Consider the following 15,512-nt stretch of genomic DNA (forward strand, 5'->3'; position numbering starts at 1 on the left):
CCCGACGCCGGTGATCGCAGGGCCCGTCCCGCCGTCGGCGGGGCGGGCCCTCCGTCTGCCCGGGGTCGCGCTCGCGGTCAGGCGACGCGGGTGACCTCGACCGAGACGAACAGCTCGGATGCCCCGGGGCCGGCGTACACGCCCCGCAACGGCGTGACGTCGCTGTAGTCGCGGCCGCGGCCGACGAGCACGTGCAGCTCGCCGACCTCCTTGAGGTTGGTGGGGTCGTAGCCACGCCACTCCCCCGCGAACCACTCGACCCAGGCGTGCGACTCGCCGACCACGGTCTGCCCGAGGTCGGCGTCGGGGTCGGGGTGCAGGTAGCCCGAGACGTAGCGGGCCGGGATGCCGACCGACCGGAGCGCGCCGAGCGCGACGTGCGCGATGTCCTGGCACACGCCCTTGCGCTCGGCCCACGCCTCGGCTCCGGTGGAGTGCACGCCCGTGACGCCGCGCATGTACTCCATCGCGCCGCCGACGGCGCGGCTGATCTCGAGCGCGGTCTCGCCGACGGGCGCGCCCTCCGCCCGGATGTCGCGCGCGAGCTCGACGACCTCGGGCGGCGGGGCCGTGGCATCCGAGAACGACGACGCCTCGACGAGCCCGACGGTCGATCCGGCCGCGACCTCGAGCTCGTCCCACGACAGCTCCGACCGCGGCACCGGCGACGGTCGCACCTCGACGAGGCTCGTGGCGGTGACCGACAGCTCGCGGTGCGGCGTGAGCACCTCGAACGTCGACACGCGCGTGCCCCAGTAGTCGAGGTAGGAGTGCTGCGTCGCGCCGGGGCGGATGTCGAGGCCCGCCTGCAGCACGAACTGCTCGCCGCCCGAGTGCGGCAGCATGCGCGCCTCGTTGTACGACGCGGTCGCCGGCTCCTCGTAGGTGAAGCCCGTGCGGTGCACGATGCGGATGCGGCTCACGAGACCTCCCCGATCCAGACCGGCGCGACGCTCGCGGGGAAGTACCGCTGCCGGATCGCCTCGCTCGCGCCCGAGACGACCTCCTGCACGTGCTCCATGTTGCCCGGCAGGTCGGTGAGGATCTCGGCGATCGGGCGGTACTCGAACTCCGACCGGATCTGGCCGAGCAGGCGCCGGGCCTGGTCGGTGACGCCGACGCGGCCTGCCCTCGGGTCGATCTCGCGGAGCGAATCCTCGGCGCGGATGACGCTCGAGATGATCGAGCGCGGGAACAGCCGGTCGAGCAGCAGGAACTCCGCCGCCGACTGCGTCGACGGCACCCCGCGGTAGCTCCGGAGGTACGCCTCGTAGCCGCCGCAGCTGCGGAGGATCGTGGTCCAGCTCGGGCCGCTCGCCTCGGTCAGCGATCGGGTCGCGAGCAGGCGCGCGGTCATGTCGGCGCGCTCGATCGAGCGTCCGAGCGAGAAGAACTGCCACGCCTCGTCGCGGCTCGTCGCGGAGTCGACGACGCCGATCGCGAGCGCCGAACGGTCGCGGACCCAGCGGAAGAACTCGTGCGTCTTGTCGTGGGCGACGCGTCGCGGCATCCGTGCGTTCGTCTGGTTGAGGGCCTCCCACAGCTCGGTCGAGACGATCTCGCGGGCCCGGCGGGCGTTCTCGCGGGCGGCGGCGATGGAGTGCGCGATCGAGGCGGGGTGCGTGCGGTCGACCGCGAGGAGCGTGATGACGTCGTCGCGCGTGAGGCTCGCGCCCGGCTCGGCCTCGGAGCCCATGACCGAGAGCAGGGAACGGCAGGCGGTGTCCTCGTCGATCCACGGGTCCTCGAGGAGCAGCTGCAGGTGCACGTCGAGGATGCGCGCGGTGCCGTCGCTGCGCTCGATGTAGCGGCCGATCCAGAAGAGGGATTCGGCGATGCGGCTCAGCATCGGGGCACCTCCGTCCCTTCCGCTCGTCGAGTAGCGCCCGGCGCAGCCGGACGCGTATCGAGACGCGGCGACCCAGCGCGCGTCACCGGGTCTCGATACGCGTCGCCGCTGCGCGTCGGCGCTACTCGACCACCGGACTGTTGCTGTTGTTGCTGTTGCTGCTGTTGGCGCACCGGGGCGTCCTCGTCCTGCGGGGATGCCTCGGGGCGATGACTGCGGTGCGGGGCGGCCCGCTCGGCCTCGACGACGGGCGTCGACCCGGTCGGCGGCCGAGCGGCGGTCGCCGTCGCCTGGTCGGCGACGACCGAGCCGGGCGAATGCCGTGCCGGCACGAGCCCCGCGATCGGACCGGTGATCGTGGTGTCGTCGAGCACCCACGTGTCCTTGGAGCCGCCGCCCTGGCTCGAGTTCACGACGAGCTGCCCCTCGGGCAGCGCGACGCGGGTGAGGCCGCCTGGCAGCACCCACACGTCCTCGCCGTCGTTCACCGCGAACGGGCGCAGGTCGGCGTGCCGCGGGCGCATGCCGTCCTCCACGAGGGTCGGGATCGTCGAGAGCTGCACGACGGGCTGCGCGATCCAGCCGCGGGGGTCGGCGAGGAGCCGGGCGCGCAGGTCTGAGAGCTCGTCGCGCGAGGCATCCGGACCGACGACGAGGCCCTTGCCGCCCGAGCCGTCGACGGGCTTCACGACGAGTTCGTCGAGGCGGTCGAGCACCTCGGCGAGCGCCTCGGGCTCCTCGAGCCGCCAGGTGTCGACGTTCGGGAGGATGGGATCCTCGCCGAGGAAGTAGCGGATGAGGTCGGGCACGTAGGTGTAGACGAGTTTGTCGTCGGCGACGCCGTTGCCCACGGCGTTCGCGATGGTCACGTGGCCGAGGCGCGCCGCGAGCATGAGGCCCGGCGCACCGAGCACCGAGTCGGGACGGAACTGCTGCGGGTCGAGGAACTCGTCGTCGACCCGGCGGTAGATCACGTCGACGCGCGTCGGGCCGGCCGTCGTCCGCATCCAGACACGCCCGCCCGAGCAGAACAGGTCGCGTCCCTCGACGAGCTCGACGCCCATGAGCCGCGCGAGCAGCGTGTGCTCGTAGTACGCCGAGTTGTAGACGCCCGGCGTGAGCACGACCACGGTCGGGTCGTCGACGCCCTCGGGCGCGCTCGCGCGCAGCGCCTGCAGCAGCCGGTTCGGGTAGTCGCCGACCGGTCGCACGCGCATCGACGTGAACAGCTCGGGCAGCGTCTGCGCCATGACCCTTCGGTTCGAGATGACGTAGCTCACGCCGCTCGGCACGCGGACGTTGTCCTCGAGCACCCGCCACGCGCCCTGTTCGTCGCGGATGACGTCGATGCCCGAGACCTGGATGCGCACGCCGTTGGCGCTCTCGATGCCGGCCGCCTGCCGGTGGTAGTGCGTCGACGAGCTGATGAGCGCGGCCGGGATCACGCCGTCGCGCACCGCGAGCTGCGGTCCGTACACGTCGGCGAGGAACCGCTCGAGCGCGCGCACCCGCTGGGCGACGCCGGCCTCGACCATGTTCCAGTCGGATGCCGCGATGACGCGCGGCACGGCGTCGAGCGGGAAGGGCCGCTCCTCGCCCGCGAAGTCGAACGTGACACCCTGCGCGAGGTAGGAGGTCGCGAGGGCCTCGGTGCGGCCGCGGAGCTCCTCCTGCGTCATGGCGGCGAGCGCCGGGTAGAGCTCGCGGTAGGGCTCGCGCACGTCGGCCGCCTCGGCGGGGAACATCTCGTCCCACGGCTGCGTCGCGCGCTTCCGGGCCCGTTCCGCGCGGGTCGCGGTGTAGCCGTCGAAGAGCGTTCCCATGACGGAAGGCTTCCACCAGACGATTACCGGGATGTTTCCGACACGCGACGGGCGCGGCATCCGCTCGCCCGCCGACTTTGATTAGCAAGGCTAATGAGCTAGGCTAAGGATCCATGGCCACGATCGCAGAGCAGAGCAGCGAGCTGCGCCTGGCGACCTTCCGGCTGAGCCGGAGGATCCGCGCCGAGAAGTCCGACGAGGCCCTCTCCGACGGCCAGATCGCGGTGCTCGGCAACCTGTACCGCAACGGCACCCAGACGCTCGGCCAGCTGGCCGAGCGCGAGCGCGTCTCGGCGCCGTCCATGAACCGCACCGTCAACTGCCTCGAGGAGGGCGGCCACCTGACCCGGGTGGCCGACGACGTCGACCGTCGCAAGGTCAACATCGCCCTCACCGAGGCGGGCCGCGTCGTCGTGAAGGAGACCATCTCCAAGCGCGACGCGTGGCTCACCACCCGCCTCCGCGAACTCTCCCGGGAGGACCGCGAGGTGCTCGCCCGTGCCGCAGAGCTGATGGGAGGACTCGCCACCCTGTGAGTGCCATGTTCCGATCCCTCGCCAGCGCCGACTACCGAATCTGGTTCGTCGGCGCACTCGTCTCCAACATCGGCGCCTGGATGCAGGCCACCGCCCAGAACTGGGTGGTCCTCACCGAGCTCACCGCGAACGACGCGCTCGCCGTGGGCATCACCATGGCACTGCAGTTCGCCCCGCAGCTCCTGCTCGTGCCCATCACCGGCCTCATCGCCGACCGGTTCGAGCGGCGCAGGATCCTCATGGTCACCCAGAGCTGCCTCATGCTCCTCGGCCTGGCGCTCGGGCTCCTGCTCATCCTCGGCCACGCGGAGCTCTGGCACCTCTACGGCTTCGCCCTCGCGCTCGGCATCGTCAACGCGGTCGACACCCCGGCGCGCCAGACCTTCGTCGCCGACCTCGTCTCGGGCTCCGACATGTCCAACGCGGTCGCGCTCAACTCGGCGTCGTTCAACGCGGCGCGCATGATCGGCCCGGCCGTCGCGGGCCTGCTCATCGTGCTCGTCGGCTCGGGCTGGGTCTTCGTCATCAACGCCGCGACGTTCCTCGCGGTGCTCGTCGCACTCCGGCTGCTGCGCGACATGAAGCTGCGACGGATGCCGCGGGCGAGCTCTCCTGGCCAGTTCGTCGCCGGGTTCCGCTACGTCGCCGGCCGTCCCGACCTCGTGATCGTGTTCGTGATCGTCTTCATCATCGGCGCGTTCGGCATGAACTTCCCGATCTTCTCGTCGACCATGGCGGTCGAGTTCGGGCGCGGCGCCGGCGAGTACGGCCTCCTCAACTCGATCATCGCGATCGGCTCGCTCACGGGAGCGCTGCTCGCCGCCCGGCGCGAGCGAGCGCGAATGCGCGTGATCATCCTCGCGTCGGGGTTCTTCGGCGTCGCCGCACTGGTCGCGGCGCTCATGCCCACGTTCTGGACGTTCGCCGCCTCGACCATCCTCATCGGCTTCGGCGCGGTGACCATCCTCACGACCGCGAACGGCTACGTGCAGACGACCACCGAGCCCGACCTCCGTGGGCGGGTCATGGCGTTGTACATGGCGATCCTCGTGGGCGGCACGCCCGTGGGCGCACCCATCGTGGGCGCCGTCGCCGCGGAGTGGGGTCCGCGCTGGGCGCTCGGCGTGGCCGCGATCGCCGCGGGCGTCGCCGCGCTCATCGGCGTGGGCTGGCTCGTGTTCGCCCGCGGCATGCACCTGGCGCGGCATCCGCAGGTCAGGTGGCGGCCCGTGCTGCAGTTCGCGGATGCCCCGACGGCGGCCATCGCGGTCGTCCCGACGCGGCCCGTGCACGTCGTGCGCGCCGAGCCGCGGCCCGTGCCCGAGGACTTCTCCGAGCAGGTGGCGCTCACGTCGCCGATCGCGCTGCCGCGGCATCCGCACGCCGAGCGCGAGGCGTCGAACCACGCGTCGTCGCAGCACGACCCGTCGCGGCACGTCGCCGCCCCGCGGCATCCGCCGGCCCTACTCCGCGAGCTGTCCGCGGCGCCGGATGAGGTACGCCCGCTCGGCTGAGTTGCCGGCCAGCTCGATCGCCCGGTCGTAGGCCGCGCGGGCGTCGGCCGTGCGTTCGAGACGCCGCAGCAGGTCGCCGCGCGCTGCATGGAAGGCGTGGTACCCGTCGAGGGGCCCGCCGAGGCGATCGATCGCGTCGAGGCCGGCCGCGGGGCCGTCGAGCTCGGCGACCGCGATCGCCCGGTTCAGGGTCACGATCGGGCTCGGGTCGAGCGCGGCCAGCTGGTCGTAGAGGGCGACGACCTGCGACCAGTCGGTGTCGCGCGCATCGGGCACCGACGTGTGCACCGCGCTGATCGCGGCGAGCACCTGGTAGCGGCCGGGCACCGCGTCGCCCCGAGCGACGACGGCGAGGCGCTCGCGCACGATGGCGAGGCCCTCGGCGAGCATGGCCCGGTTCCACGTGCTTCGGTCCTGCTCGTCCAGCGTTACGAGTTCGCCCGACGCCGAGACCCGCGCCGCGGCCCTCGCTTCGGTGAGCAGCATGACCGCGAGGAGTCCGGCGACCTCGCCGTCGTCGGGCAGCAGGGAACGGACCAGCCGTGTCATCCGGATGGCCTCGGACGTGAGGTCCTGACGCACGGGATCGGACGCCTCGCCCGAGGCGAGGTATCCCTCGTTGAAGACGAGGTAGAGCACGGCCAGGACGCTCGCGACCCGGGCCGGCAGGTCCTCGGCCTCGGGCACCCGGTACGGGATCCGGGCGGCCGTGATCTTGCCCTTCGCGCGGGTGATGCGCTGGCCCATGGTGGTCTCCTGCACCAGGAACGCGTGGGCGATCTCGGGCACGGTGAGGCCGCCGACCATGCGCAGCGTCAGCGCCACGCGTGCCTCCATCGACAGCGAGGGGTGGCAGCAGGTGAAGAGCAGACGGAGCCGGTCGTCCTCGACCGCGCCGACCGGCTCGGGCGGGCTGTCGTCGCGGAGCAGGAGCGCCTCCTGCTGCTTCGAGGCTCGGCGCGCCTCCCGTCGCAGCCGATCGATCGCCTTGTGGTTGGCCGTCGTGGTGATCCAGGCGCCGGGATTCGGCGGCACGCCGTCGCGCGGCCACCGCTCGACCGCGGTCGCGAAGGCCTCGGCGGCCATCTCCTCGGCCAGGTCGAGATCACCGAACCGGCGAGCCAGCGACGCCACGACGCGCGCCCACTCCTCCCGGTGGACCCTTGTGATGGCCGCCTCGACCCTCGTCGAATCCATCAGCCCAGACTGCCCGAGATCGGGCCGCGATGTGGCGACCCCCTTGACTCGCACGGCGACACATGCTCAGGGTAGACGGGTCGGCGTACCACGATTCCGCCGGCCGCCCGGAACGCACCCACGTCCCGGTACTGCAACGAAGCAGGGAGAACCCGTGAAGAAGCACACCAGAGTCGCGGTGGGGATCGCGTCGGCCACGGCCGCCATCACCCTCGCCGCAACCGGCACCGCGTACGCAGCCGTGCCGACCGACACGAGCGCGCTGCGCAACGCCGTGAACGCCGACGAGATCATGCAGCAGCTCGAAGGCCTCCAGCAGATCGCCGACGCCAACGGCGGCACGCGGGCGAGCGGCACCCCCGGTTACGACGAGTCCATCGAGTTCATCCAGACCCAGCTCGAGGCCGTCGGCTACGAGGTGACCGTCCAGCCCTTCGAATTCAACTCGTTCCGCGAGCTGTCCGACCCCGTGTTCCAGCAGGTCTCGCCGAATCCCACCGACTACGTGCAGGGTGAGGACTTCTTCACGGCCGAGTACTCCGGCAGCGGCAACGTGACCGCCCCGCTCGAAGCCGTCGACCTCGTGCTGCCGCCCGGTGCGGCCGCCAGCACGTCGAACAGCGGCTGCGAGCCCGAGGACTTCGCGGGCTTCACCATCGGCAATATCGCACTGGTCCAGCGCGGCACGTGCGACTTCTCGGTGAAGGCGCACAACGCGGCCGAGGCCGGTGCCGCGGGCGTCATCATCTTCAACGAGGGCCAGGAGGGGCGCCAGGAGACGCTCAACCCGACGCTCGGCGACCAGTTCAGCGACGACCTGCCGGTGATCGGCACGTCGTTCGCCATCGGCAACGACCTCGCGGCGCTGCTCGAGCAGGGCGAGGTGGTCATCCACCTCGAGACCGAGACGGAGATCGAGCTCGACGTGCCGACCGCCAACCTCATCGCCGAGACGCCGACCGGTCGCGACGACCGCGTGGTGATGGCCGGCGCCCACCTCGACTCCGTCCCAGACGGCCCCGGCATCAACGACAACGGATCGGGTTCGGCCACCCTGCTCGAGACCGCGCTGCAGATGGCGGAGCTCGACATCGCGCCGCGCAACACCGTGCGCTTCGCGTGGTGGGGCGCCGAGGAGGCCGGCCTCGTCGGCTCGCAGTTCTACGTCGACTCGCTGAGCAAGAAGCAGGCGCAGCAGATCCAGCTGTACCTCAACTTCGACATGATCGGTTCGCCGAACTACGGGCGCTTCGTCTACGACGGCAGTGGCGACGCGTTCGGGATCAAGGGCCCGACCGGCAGCGGCAACATCGAGCGGGTCTTCGAGGAGTACTTCGCCTCGCAGGAGCTCGCCTCGGAGCCGACGGCCTTCGACGGTCGCTCGGACTACGACGCGTTCATCACCCGCGGCATCCCGGCCGGCGGCCTGTTCACCGGGGCCGAGGACGCCAAGGAGGCCGACGAGGTGGCCCTGTACGGCGGTCTCTCGACCTTCGAGGGCGCACCGGTGTCGTACGACCCGTGCTACCACCAGGCCTGCGACAGCATGGACCCGATCGATGACGGCGCCGACGCCGAGCTCTACGAGGCACTGAACGACGCCTACGACGGCGCGCTCGAGTGGAACGGCACGATCACCAACGTCAACCAGACCGGACTCGAGGAGATGGCGGACGCCACGGCGCACGCGATCCTCACGTTCGCGATGTCGACGAGCTCGGTGAGCGGCACGGCGAAGGCCTCGCCGACCGCGATGGAGCACGGCGAGCGGATGGGCGCGCACTTCCGGCGCTGATCCCCTCCCACCATCGGTCGGCCTCCCGCGCCCCGCGCGCGGGAGGCCGATCCGTGCCGCAGCGGTGCTCGATGCCGCGCAGCCCGGATGCCACGCGGGCGCGGCGCGTGATGCGGCGACGCACACGGCCGCTCGCGGCATCCGCGGCGTTACGCTGGCACGCATGTGCCGCGGGCCCACAGGCCGGCGACCGCCGCGTGACGAGGAGGAGCGACACATGACGGAACGCAACTGGGCGGGGACCTACGCCTACCGTGCGCCCATCGTTCAGGCCGGCACGATCGAGGACGTGCAGGCGCTCGTGCGGGCGGGCGGGCGGATCCGAGCGCTCGGCACCCGGCACTCGTTCAACGACCTCCCCGACACCGACGGCACGCTCGTGTCGGTCACCGGCATCGCCCCGGAGTTCGTGCTCGACGAGGAGGCGCGCACCGTCGAGGTGGGCGCGGGCACGCGGTACGGCATCCTCGCCCGCTGGCTGCACGAGCGCGGCTGGGCGCTGCACAACCTCGGCTCGCTGCCGCACATCTCGGTCGGCGGCGCCACGGCCACCGGCACGCACGGCTCGGGCGACCGGAACGGCGTGCTCACGACGGCGATCCGCGCGATCGAGTACGTCGACGCGACCGGCGAGCGCGTCAGGGTCGCGATCGGCGAGGCCGACTTCGCGGGCCGGGCGGTCGGGCTCGGCGCCTACGGGATCATCGTCCGGCTGACGCTCGCCGTGCAGCCCGCGTACCGCGTGCGCCAGGACGTGTACACCGACCTGCGCTGGGATGCCGCGCTCGAGGACCTCCCCGCGATGACCGGCGCCGGCTACAGCGTGAGCCTCTTCACTCGGTGGGGCGGTGATGCAGCCGGCCAGCTGTGGGTCAAGACGCGCCTGGACCGCGACGACGCCCCGGTGGTCGACGACGTGCTCGGCGCTCGCCGGCTGCTGACCTCGGCGAACTCGATCGGCGACGCGATCGCCGACAACCTGACGGAGCAGGGCGGGGTGCCCGGCCCGTGGCTCGAGCGCCTGCCGCACTTCCGCCTCGACGCGACGCCGTCGAACGGCGACGAGATCCAGAGCGAGTACTTCGTGGCGCCGGCCGACGCGCCCGACGCGCTGCGCGCCGTGCGCACGCTCGCCGACCGCATCGCGCCGCACCTGCTCGTGAGCGAGCTGCGCACGGCGGCACCCGACGACCTGTGGCTGAGCGGCGCCTACGAGCGCGGCCTGTTCGCGATCCACTTCACGTGGGCCAACCAGCCCGCGGCGGTGCTCGGCGTGCTGCCCGAGATCGAGTCGGCGCTGGCGGACTTCGCCGTGCGCCCGCACTGGGGCAAGGTGCACACGCTCGACCGCGAGGACCTCGAGCGCACGGTCCCCCGGCTCGCCGACGCACGCGCGCTGTTCGAGCGGCTCGATCCCGAGGGCGTGTTCACGAACGCCCACCTCGAGCGCGTGGGGGTGCGGGAGGCGCGCTGACGCGGCATCCGCGCCCCGGACGCCCTCGAGGCGAACCGCGACTCCTGAGCGTCACGACGCCTTGAGGACCTCGACGACGGCTGAACAACCCGCGACTCCTGGATGCAAGGACGTCTTGGGCTCCTGAAAGCAAGGACATCCTGGCGCCGTGCACGCCGTCCTTGCTTCCAGGAGCACGGACGGGCCGCCCGTCCTTGCTTTCAGGAGTCGCAGAGCGACACGCCCGTCGATGGATCCTCGTCGGGATCCGCCGGACGACCGCAGACGACGCGGACGTCGGCTACGCGCGCACCCGCGTCGAGTCGCGCACCACGAGCTCGGGCTGGAACACCACCTGCTCCGCGGTGAACCCCTCGCCCCTCGCCGCCTCCTTGAGCAGCAGGTCGACGGCCGTGTAGCCGATGAGGGACGCGGGCTGCCGGATCGACGACAGCGGCACCACGGCGGCCGACGCGAAGTCGATGTCGTCGTAGCCGATGAGGGCGACGTCGTCGGGCACGCGCACCGAGCCGAGCATGTTGAGCGCCTGCAGCACGCCCATGGCGAGCAGGTCGTTCGCCGCGAAGACCGCGTCGGGGCGCTCGCCGGCCGGCCGCTCGCGGATCGCCTCGCCGGCCGCTCGGCCCTCGAGCACGGTGAGCGACTCGGTCTCGATCACCTCGAGCGTCGCGTCGGGCTCGGCCTCGACCGCGCGACGCGCGCCCTCGAGTCGGTCGGCCACCTGGCGGATGGTGATCGGCCCGCCGACGAACGCGATGCGCCGGCGCCCGGTCTCGATGAGGTGGCGTACGGCGAGCTCACCGCCCACGACATCGTCGACCGAAACGGACGAGAGGGTGCGGTCCTCGGAGACGCGGTCGACGAGCACGACGGGCGTGTCCCGGCCGCGCAGTCGCTGCAGCCGCGTCTCGTCGTCGCCGAGCGGCGAGATGAGCACGCCGTGCACGCGCTGCTCCTCGAAGAGGTCGAGGTACGCGCGCTCGCGGTCGACGTTCTCGTCGCTGTTGCCGAGCAGGATGGTCATGCTGTCCTCGGCCGCCCGGTCCTCGGCGCCGCGCGCGACGTCGGTGAAGAACGGGTTGCGCACGTCGAGCACCACGAGCCCGATGCTGCGGCTGCGCCCCGCCCGCAGCTGCCGTGCAGCGTCGTTGCGCACGAACCCGAGCTCGTCGATCGCCGCCATGACGCGCGCGACGGTGTCGGGCGCGACCTTCTCGGGCCGGTTGAGCACGTTCGAGACCGTGCCCACCGACACGGATGCCGCGGCCGCCACGTCGCGGACACTCACTGCCATCTGCTGCCTCCCCTGGCGGCTCGCACGCGCGGACCCGCCCAAGCCATGATCGCAGCCCGTCCACCCCCGACGAGCCGATCCGAATGAAACGTTCGCATCATCTCCCGGATTGCGCGGCGCCGGAGGTTCCCCCGCCGAGGACGGCGGAAGGCGGCCGCACCCACTCGACGGTGGCCGGACCGGGGACGGAATGGCCCTCGCGCACGAGCACGGTGCCTGCGGGCACCTGCACGGTCACCGTCGACGCATCGGCCACGACGACGATGTCGCCGCTCGGGGCGGGCACCACGGCCGACGCCCACGGGAGGTCGCCGAGCTCGGGCTGCACGGCGAACCGGGACCAGCCGTCGCCGAGCGGCCGCAGGCCGAGCACCGCCTCGGGGAGGATGGCGGCCGGGCCCGACGCCCACGCGTGGCACAGGCTGCGTCCGAACGGGCGCCCGTACATCGCGAGCGGCTCGTCGTCGATCGTCGCCTCCTCCCAGAACGTGCCGGGTCCGCGCTCGAGCATCGCGCCCCACGTGGCGCGCACCTGCTCGAGCACCGCCGGCGCCTCGCCGGCGGCGAGCAGGGCGCGCAGCCGGAACGCCGTCATGAACGGCGTTCCGGCGACGCCGACGCGGATGGCGTCCGTGACGCCGGGAGGCACGTCGACGCCGTCGTGCATGCCCGCGAGCACCGCCAGGAAGTTCGCGTACCGCGCCGGGCGGCGCGACTCGCGCGCGTCGAGGTAGTCGGCCCATCGTCCGTCGCGGCCGAGCCACGCGCGCTCCCGCAGCGTCGCCTCGAGCGCGTCGGCGAGGGCGCGCCAGCGATCGGCACCCGGATGCCCCGTGCGCCGGAGCACTCGCTCAGCGCTGCGCAGCGCCCAGTACCAGAGCATCTGCAGGGCGACCGGGTCGCGACCGTGCTCGAGCGCGAGCCCCCAGTCGAGGAAGACGGAACCCGGCCCCGAATCGACGAACCCGCCCCGCTGCGCGGCCGGCCGGAACACGCCGTCGTGGCCCGCGTGCTCGGCGAGGTCGGCGACGAAGCGGTCGAGCCGATCCGCCTCCGCCTGTGCGAACGCCTCGTCGCCGAAGCAGCGCAGGCGCAGGTCGGCGTTCACGACCTGCCAGAGCGAGTAGTCGGCGATGCCGTTGACGTAGCCGTGCTCGGGCCGGCCGAGCGCGACCAGGCCGTCGGCCACGACGCCGCCCTCGCCGAGGGCGAACGCGTTGGCGAGCGTGCTCAGCGCCTGGTCGCCGGCCCACGGCATGCGGTCGCGCTTGATGCCGTCGATCATGAGGCCCTGCATGCAGAGGCGCAAGGTGTACTGGGCGGCCGCCCAGATGCGCGTGAGCTCCTCGTCGGAGCAGGCGAACGCGCCGGGCCGCTCGACCACGGGCACCGAGGCGTGCACCGCGACCGACTCGGGCGGGGCATCCGATCGCACGACGAGGTACCTGAAGCCCAGCGGATGCCGCGTGGTCCACCCGCCGTCGAGCAGCTCGACCACGTCGTGACGGGTCTCGTGCGACTCGGGGTCGGCCAGCGCCTCCGCGATGCTCTCACCGCTGGACACGACCGGCCGCGGCCCCGGCGGCAGCACGGGCCGTCCGAGCACGGGCGCGCCCACGTCGTAGAGCGCACCCTCGCCGTGCAGCCCGTCACGGATGCCGCGGGCGACGACCTCGACCGTGCCCACCGGGGCCTCGTGCGGCGGCACCTCGCCGCCGGGCCTCGGGCGGACCTCCTCCCGCGGGCCGTCGTCGACGCTCGCGCTCCAGCCCCGGAGCGGTGCGCCGGGGTCGACCGCGATCGCAGGCGCCCGGCCGCCGGCCGCCGCGACGTCGATCCGCACATCGGTGCCGGGGCGCGGCAGGGCGAGCTCGACGACCGATCCGCCGCCGTCCTCGTCGGGCGCGACCACCGACGCCTCGACGACCTGCCCGTCGAGCGCCGCGGCGACGAGCGAGCCCGCGATGCGCAGGCGGGCCGTCGCGGCATCCGTCGCCGTCGCCGTGAACGCGACCCGTTCGGCGACCCGCCCGTGGTTGCGCGGGTAGTGCACGTGCCGGTTCGCGGCGAAGCCCTCGTCGACGAGGCGGGCCAGCAGGGCGAGCTCGTACTGGCCCGGCCCGTAGAGCCAGGCGGTGCCGCCCGCCGGCGGCACCACGTCGTCGTCGGCGAAGGGCTGGGGCGAGCGGTCCCGCACCCACCGCCGCACACCGTCGGCGGTGCGCGGCGGCTCGGGGTCGGCGTTCACCCCTTCACGGCGCCGGAGGTCATGCCGGCGACGATCTGCCGCTGGAAGAAGACGTACATGATCAGCGGCGGGATGGTGATGATCAGCACGTTCGCGAAGAGCAGGTTGTCGGCGGTCACGGCCTGCGAGATGTAGTTGAACGTCGTCAGCTGCACCGTCGCGTTCTCATCGCCGGGCGCGAAGTACAGGGCGTAGGCGAAGTCGTTGAACACCGCCACCGACTGCACGACGATGACCGTGACGATCACCGATCGCAGCAGCGGGAAGACCACGCGGAAGAACAGCTTGATCGGCCCTGCACCGTCGATGATCGCGGCCTCGTCGAGCTCGCGCGGGATGGTCGCCACGAACGCCCGGAACAGCAGGATGCAGAACGACAGCCCGAAGGCGACGTGGACCGCGATGAGTCCGGGGATCGACTTGAAGAGCTCGATGCCCTGCAGCACCCAGATCGTGGGGACGACCGCCGGCGGGATGATGAGCCCGGCGAGCACGAAGGCGTTGACGACGGGGTTCCACCTGGACTTGCGCCGCTGCAGCACGTAGCCGACCATCGCGCCGAGGACGACCATGATCGCGACCGCGGAGACCGTGAGGACGGTGCTGTTGACGAACGCGCGCACCAGCAGGAAGTCGCGATTCTGCAGCACGGTGACGATGTTGTCCCAGATGACCCATTCGGTCGGCCACGTGAACTGGAGTGCGGCGGCCTCGGCCTGGGTCTTGCCCGCGGTGAACACGATGAACGCGAACGGCACGACGAAGACGACGACCGTGACGAGGATGGCGACGCTCCCGGCGCCCCACCTCCAGACGGTGTTCCTCATCGCTCGTCCTCCTTGCGGTTGAGCCACCATGACAGCGGGAAGATGATCGCCGCGACGACGACGAAGAGCACGACGTTGCCCGCGGTGGAGAGGCCGAAGAATCCGGCCTGGTACTGCTTGTAGACGACCGACGCGAGGACGTCGCTCGAGAACCCCGGACCGCCCCCGGTCATCGTCCAGATCAGGTCGAACCGGCGAAGGCCGCCGATGAGCGAGAGCAGCACCACGGTCACCGTCGCCGGCCGCAGGAGCGGCAGCGTGATGTGCCGGAAGGTGCTCCACGCGCTCGCGCCGTCGACCTTCGACGCCTCGAAGTACTCCTGCGGGATGGCCACCATGCCGGCGATGTAGATGAGGGTGGCGAGCCCGACGCCCGCCCAGATGTCGACGATCGCGACGGAGACGAGCGCGAGCGACGGATCGGTGTACCAGCCTGGTCCGTCGATGCCGATCGCGGCGAGCCCCTCGTTGATCGGGCCGTCGAACGGGTCCATCAGCACCTTGAACAGGATGCCGACGCCGATGACGCTCACGAGCACCGGGAAGAAGACGACTGACCGGAGGAAGCCGCGCGCGATGATCTGCGAGCTGAGGAACACGCCGAGCAGGAGCCCGAGCACGACCTTGGCACCCGAGGTCAGGAACGCGTAGATGAAGGTGTTGATGAAGCCCTGGACGAGCTGCGGCTCCTGGAAGAACCGCACGAAGTTGTCGAAGCCGATGAACTCGACGCTGAACAGCGTCCAGCGGGTGAGCGAGAAGTAGAACGACGCGATGGTGGGGACGAGGAAGAGGACGAGGTAGAACACGCCGGCAGGGATGAAGAACCACGTCGGGTACGGGCTCTTCATCGGCCGACGCTTCGTCGGCCCGTCGTTCCTGATCGCTTCCGGCGACGTCGAGGTGCGGCCTTGGGCCGTCGCGGTGGTCATGGTGGATCTCCCGGGTGTGGCTG

At 71.9% G+C, this 15,512-nt stretch carries 12 protein-coding genes; 4 read left to right on the forward strand and 8 right to left on the reverse strand.

The window, feature by feature from the left end; translation table 11 throughout:
- Positions 1 to 77 precede the first annotated feature (77 nt).
- From FYC51_RS06610 to FYC51_RS06620, 3 genes are read right to left on the reverse strand one after another with little or no spacing between them, the layout of a single operon-like run.
- A complete protein-coding gene (locus tag FYC51_RS06610) occupies positions 78 to 923 on the reverse strand; it encodes a transglutaminase family protein (RefSeq protein ID WP_148732815.1) in 846 nt (281 codons plus the stop codon).
- Complete coding sequence (locus FYC51_RS06615; protein ID WP_148732816.1) at positions 920 to 1,849, reverse strand: alpha-E domain-containing protein; 930 nt, start codon at positions 1,847 to 1,849, stop codon at positions 920 to 922. The genes FYC51_RS06610 and FYC51_RS06615 overlap by 4 nt, the downstream gene beginning before the upstream one ends.
- Complete coding sequence (locus tag FYC51_RS06620) at positions 1,843 to 3,672, reverse strand: circularly permuted type 2 ATP-grasp protein (RefSeq protein ID WP_148732817.1); 1,830 nt, start codon at positions 3,670 to 3,672, stop codon at positions 1,843 to 1,845. Before FYC51_RS06620 ends, FYC51_RS06615 begins: the two co-directional genes overlap by 7 nt.
- Before the next feature lie 113 nt (positions 3,673 to 3,785).
- Here FYC51_RS06620 and FYC51_RS06625 point away from each other — a divergent pair, with 113 nt between their 5' ends.
- Together FYC51_RS06625 and FYC51_RS06630 are read left to right on the forward strand one after the other, a co-directional pair.
- Positions 3,786 to 4,208: a MarR family winged helix-turn-helix transcriptional regulator gene (locus FYC51_RS06625; protein ID WP_148732818.1), complete on the forward strand. Its 423-nt coding sequence runs from the start codon at positions 3,786 to 3,788 to the stop codon at positions 4,206 to 4,208.
- A gap of 5 nt (positions 4,209 to 4,213) precedes the next feature.
- A complete protein-coding gene (locus tag FYC51_RS06630) occupies positions 4,214 to 5,722 on the forward strand; it encodes an MFS transporter (protein ID WP_148732819.1) in 1,509 nt (502 codons plus the stop codon).
- On the opposite strand, the gene FYC51_RS06635 is transcribed toward FYC51_RS06630, so the two are convergent.
- Positions 5,672 to 6,919 carry an RNA polymerase sigma factor gene (locus FYC51_RS06635; RefSeq protein WP_148732820.1) on the reverse strand — a complete coding sequence of 416 codons (1,248 nt, stop codon included), beginning with the start codon at positions 6,917 to 6,919 and terminating at the stop codon, positions 5,672 to 5,674. The genes FYC51_RS06630 and FYC51_RS06635 overlap by 51 nt on opposite strands.
- A 154-nt stretch (positions 6,920 to 7,073) precedes the next feature.
- Between FYC51_RS06635 and FYC51_RS06640 the strand changes: the two genes are divergently transcribed.
- Positions 7,074 to 8,714, forward strand: coding sequence for a M20/M25/M40 family metallo-hydrolase (locus tag FYC51_RS06640; RefSeq protein ID WP_222863213.1), 1,641 nt, complete (start codon positions 7,074 to 7,076; stop codon positions 8,712 to 8,714).
- A 217-nt stretch (positions 8,715 to 8,931) separates the two neighbouring features.
- Positions 8,932 to 10,188, forward strand: a complete 1,257-nt coding sequence (locus FYC51_RS06645) for an FAD-binding protein (protein WP_148732822.1) — start codon at positions 8,932 to 8,934, stop codon at positions 10,186 to 10,188.
- A 280-nt stretch (positions 10,189 to 10,468) separates the two neighbouring features.
- Here FYC51_RS06645 and FYC51_RS06650 read toward each other — a convergent pair whose 3' ends face one another.
- The 4 genes from FYC51_RS06650 to FYC51_RS06665 form a co-directional block, all read right to left on the reverse strand.
- The gene (locus FYC51_RS06650) at positions 10,469 to 11,482 is read right to left on the reverse strand and encodes a LacI family DNA-binding transcriptional regulator (protein WP_148732823.1); all 1,014 of its coding nucleotides are present in this window, start codon (positions 11,480 to 11,482) and stop codon (positions 10,469 to 10,471) included.
- Between the two features lie 97 nt (positions 11,483 to 11,579).
- Positions 11,580 to 13,730 (reverse strand): alpha-L-rhamnosidase-related protein, encoded by a 2,151-nt coding sequence (locus FYC51_RS06655; protein ID WP_148732824.1) that lies wholly within the window; start codon positions 13,728 to 13,730, stop codon positions 11,580 to 11,582.
- Positions 13,727 to 14,557, reverse strand: a complete 831-nt coding sequence (locus FYC51_RS06660) for a carbohydrate ABC transporter permease (RefSeq protein ID WP_148732825.1) — start codon at positions 14,555 to 14,557, stop codon at positions 13,727 to 13,729. The genes FYC51_RS06655 and FYC51_RS06660 overlap by 4 nt, the downstream gene beginning before the upstream one ends.
- Entirely contained in the window at positions 14,554 to 15,408 is an 855-nt protein-coding gene (locus FYC51_RS06665) for a carbohydrate ABC transporter permease (protein WP_238476247.1), read from the reverse strand. Before FYC51_RS06665 ends, FYC51_RS06660 begins: the two co-directional genes overlap by 4 nt.
- Positions 15,409 to 15,512: the final 104 nt, after the last annotated feature.

The sequence above is a fragment of the Agromyces mariniharenae genome (assembly GCF_008122505.1).
GTDB classification, from domain to species: Bacteria; Actinomycetota; Actinomycetes; order Actinomycetales; family Microbacteriaceae; genus Agromyces; species Agromyces mariniharenae.

What these genes read in the sequence shown, in the direction of transcription:
- FYC51_RS06615 (WP_148732816.1), bottom strand. Translation starts at nt 1,849, where the DNA reads ATGCTGAGCCGCATCGCCGAATCCCTCTTCTGGATCGGCCGCTACATC.
- FYC51_RS06620 (WP_148732817.1), bottom strand. Translation starts at nt 3,672, where the DNA reads ATGGGAACGCTCTTCGACGGCTACACCGCGACCCGCGCGGAACGGGCC.
- FYC51_RS06625 (WP_148732818.1), top strand. Translation starts at nt 3,786, where the DNA reads ATGGCCACGATCGCAGAGCAGAGCAGCGAGCTGCGCCTGGCGACCTTC.
- FYC51_RS06630 (WP_148732819.1), top strand. Translation starts at nt 4,214, where the DNA reads ATGTTCCGATCCCTCGCCAGCGCCGACTACCGAATCTGGTTCGTCGGC.
- FYC51_RS06635 (WP_148732820.1), bottom strand. Translation starts at nt 6,919, where the DNA reads ATGGATTCGACGAGGGTCGAGGCGGCCATCACAAGGGTCCACCGGGAG.
- FYC51_RS06645 (WP_148732822.1), top strand. Translation starts at nt 8,932, where the DNA reads ATGACGGAACGCAACTGGGCGGGGACCTACGCCTACCGTGCGCCCATC.
- FYC51_RS06650 (WP_148732823.1), bottom strand. Translation starts at nt 11,482, where the DNA reads ATGGCAGTGAGTGTCCGCGACGTGGCGGCCGCGGCATCCGTGTCGGTG.
- FYC51_RS06660 (WP_148732825.1), bottom strand. Translation starts at nt 14,557, where the DNA reads ATGAGGAACACCGTCTGGAGGTGGGGCGCCGGGAGCGTCGCCATCCTC.
- FYC51_RS06665 (WP_238476247.1), bottom strand. Translation starts at nt 15,408, where the DNA reads ATGAAGAGCCCGTACCCGACGTGGTTCTTCATCCCTGCCGGCGTGTTC.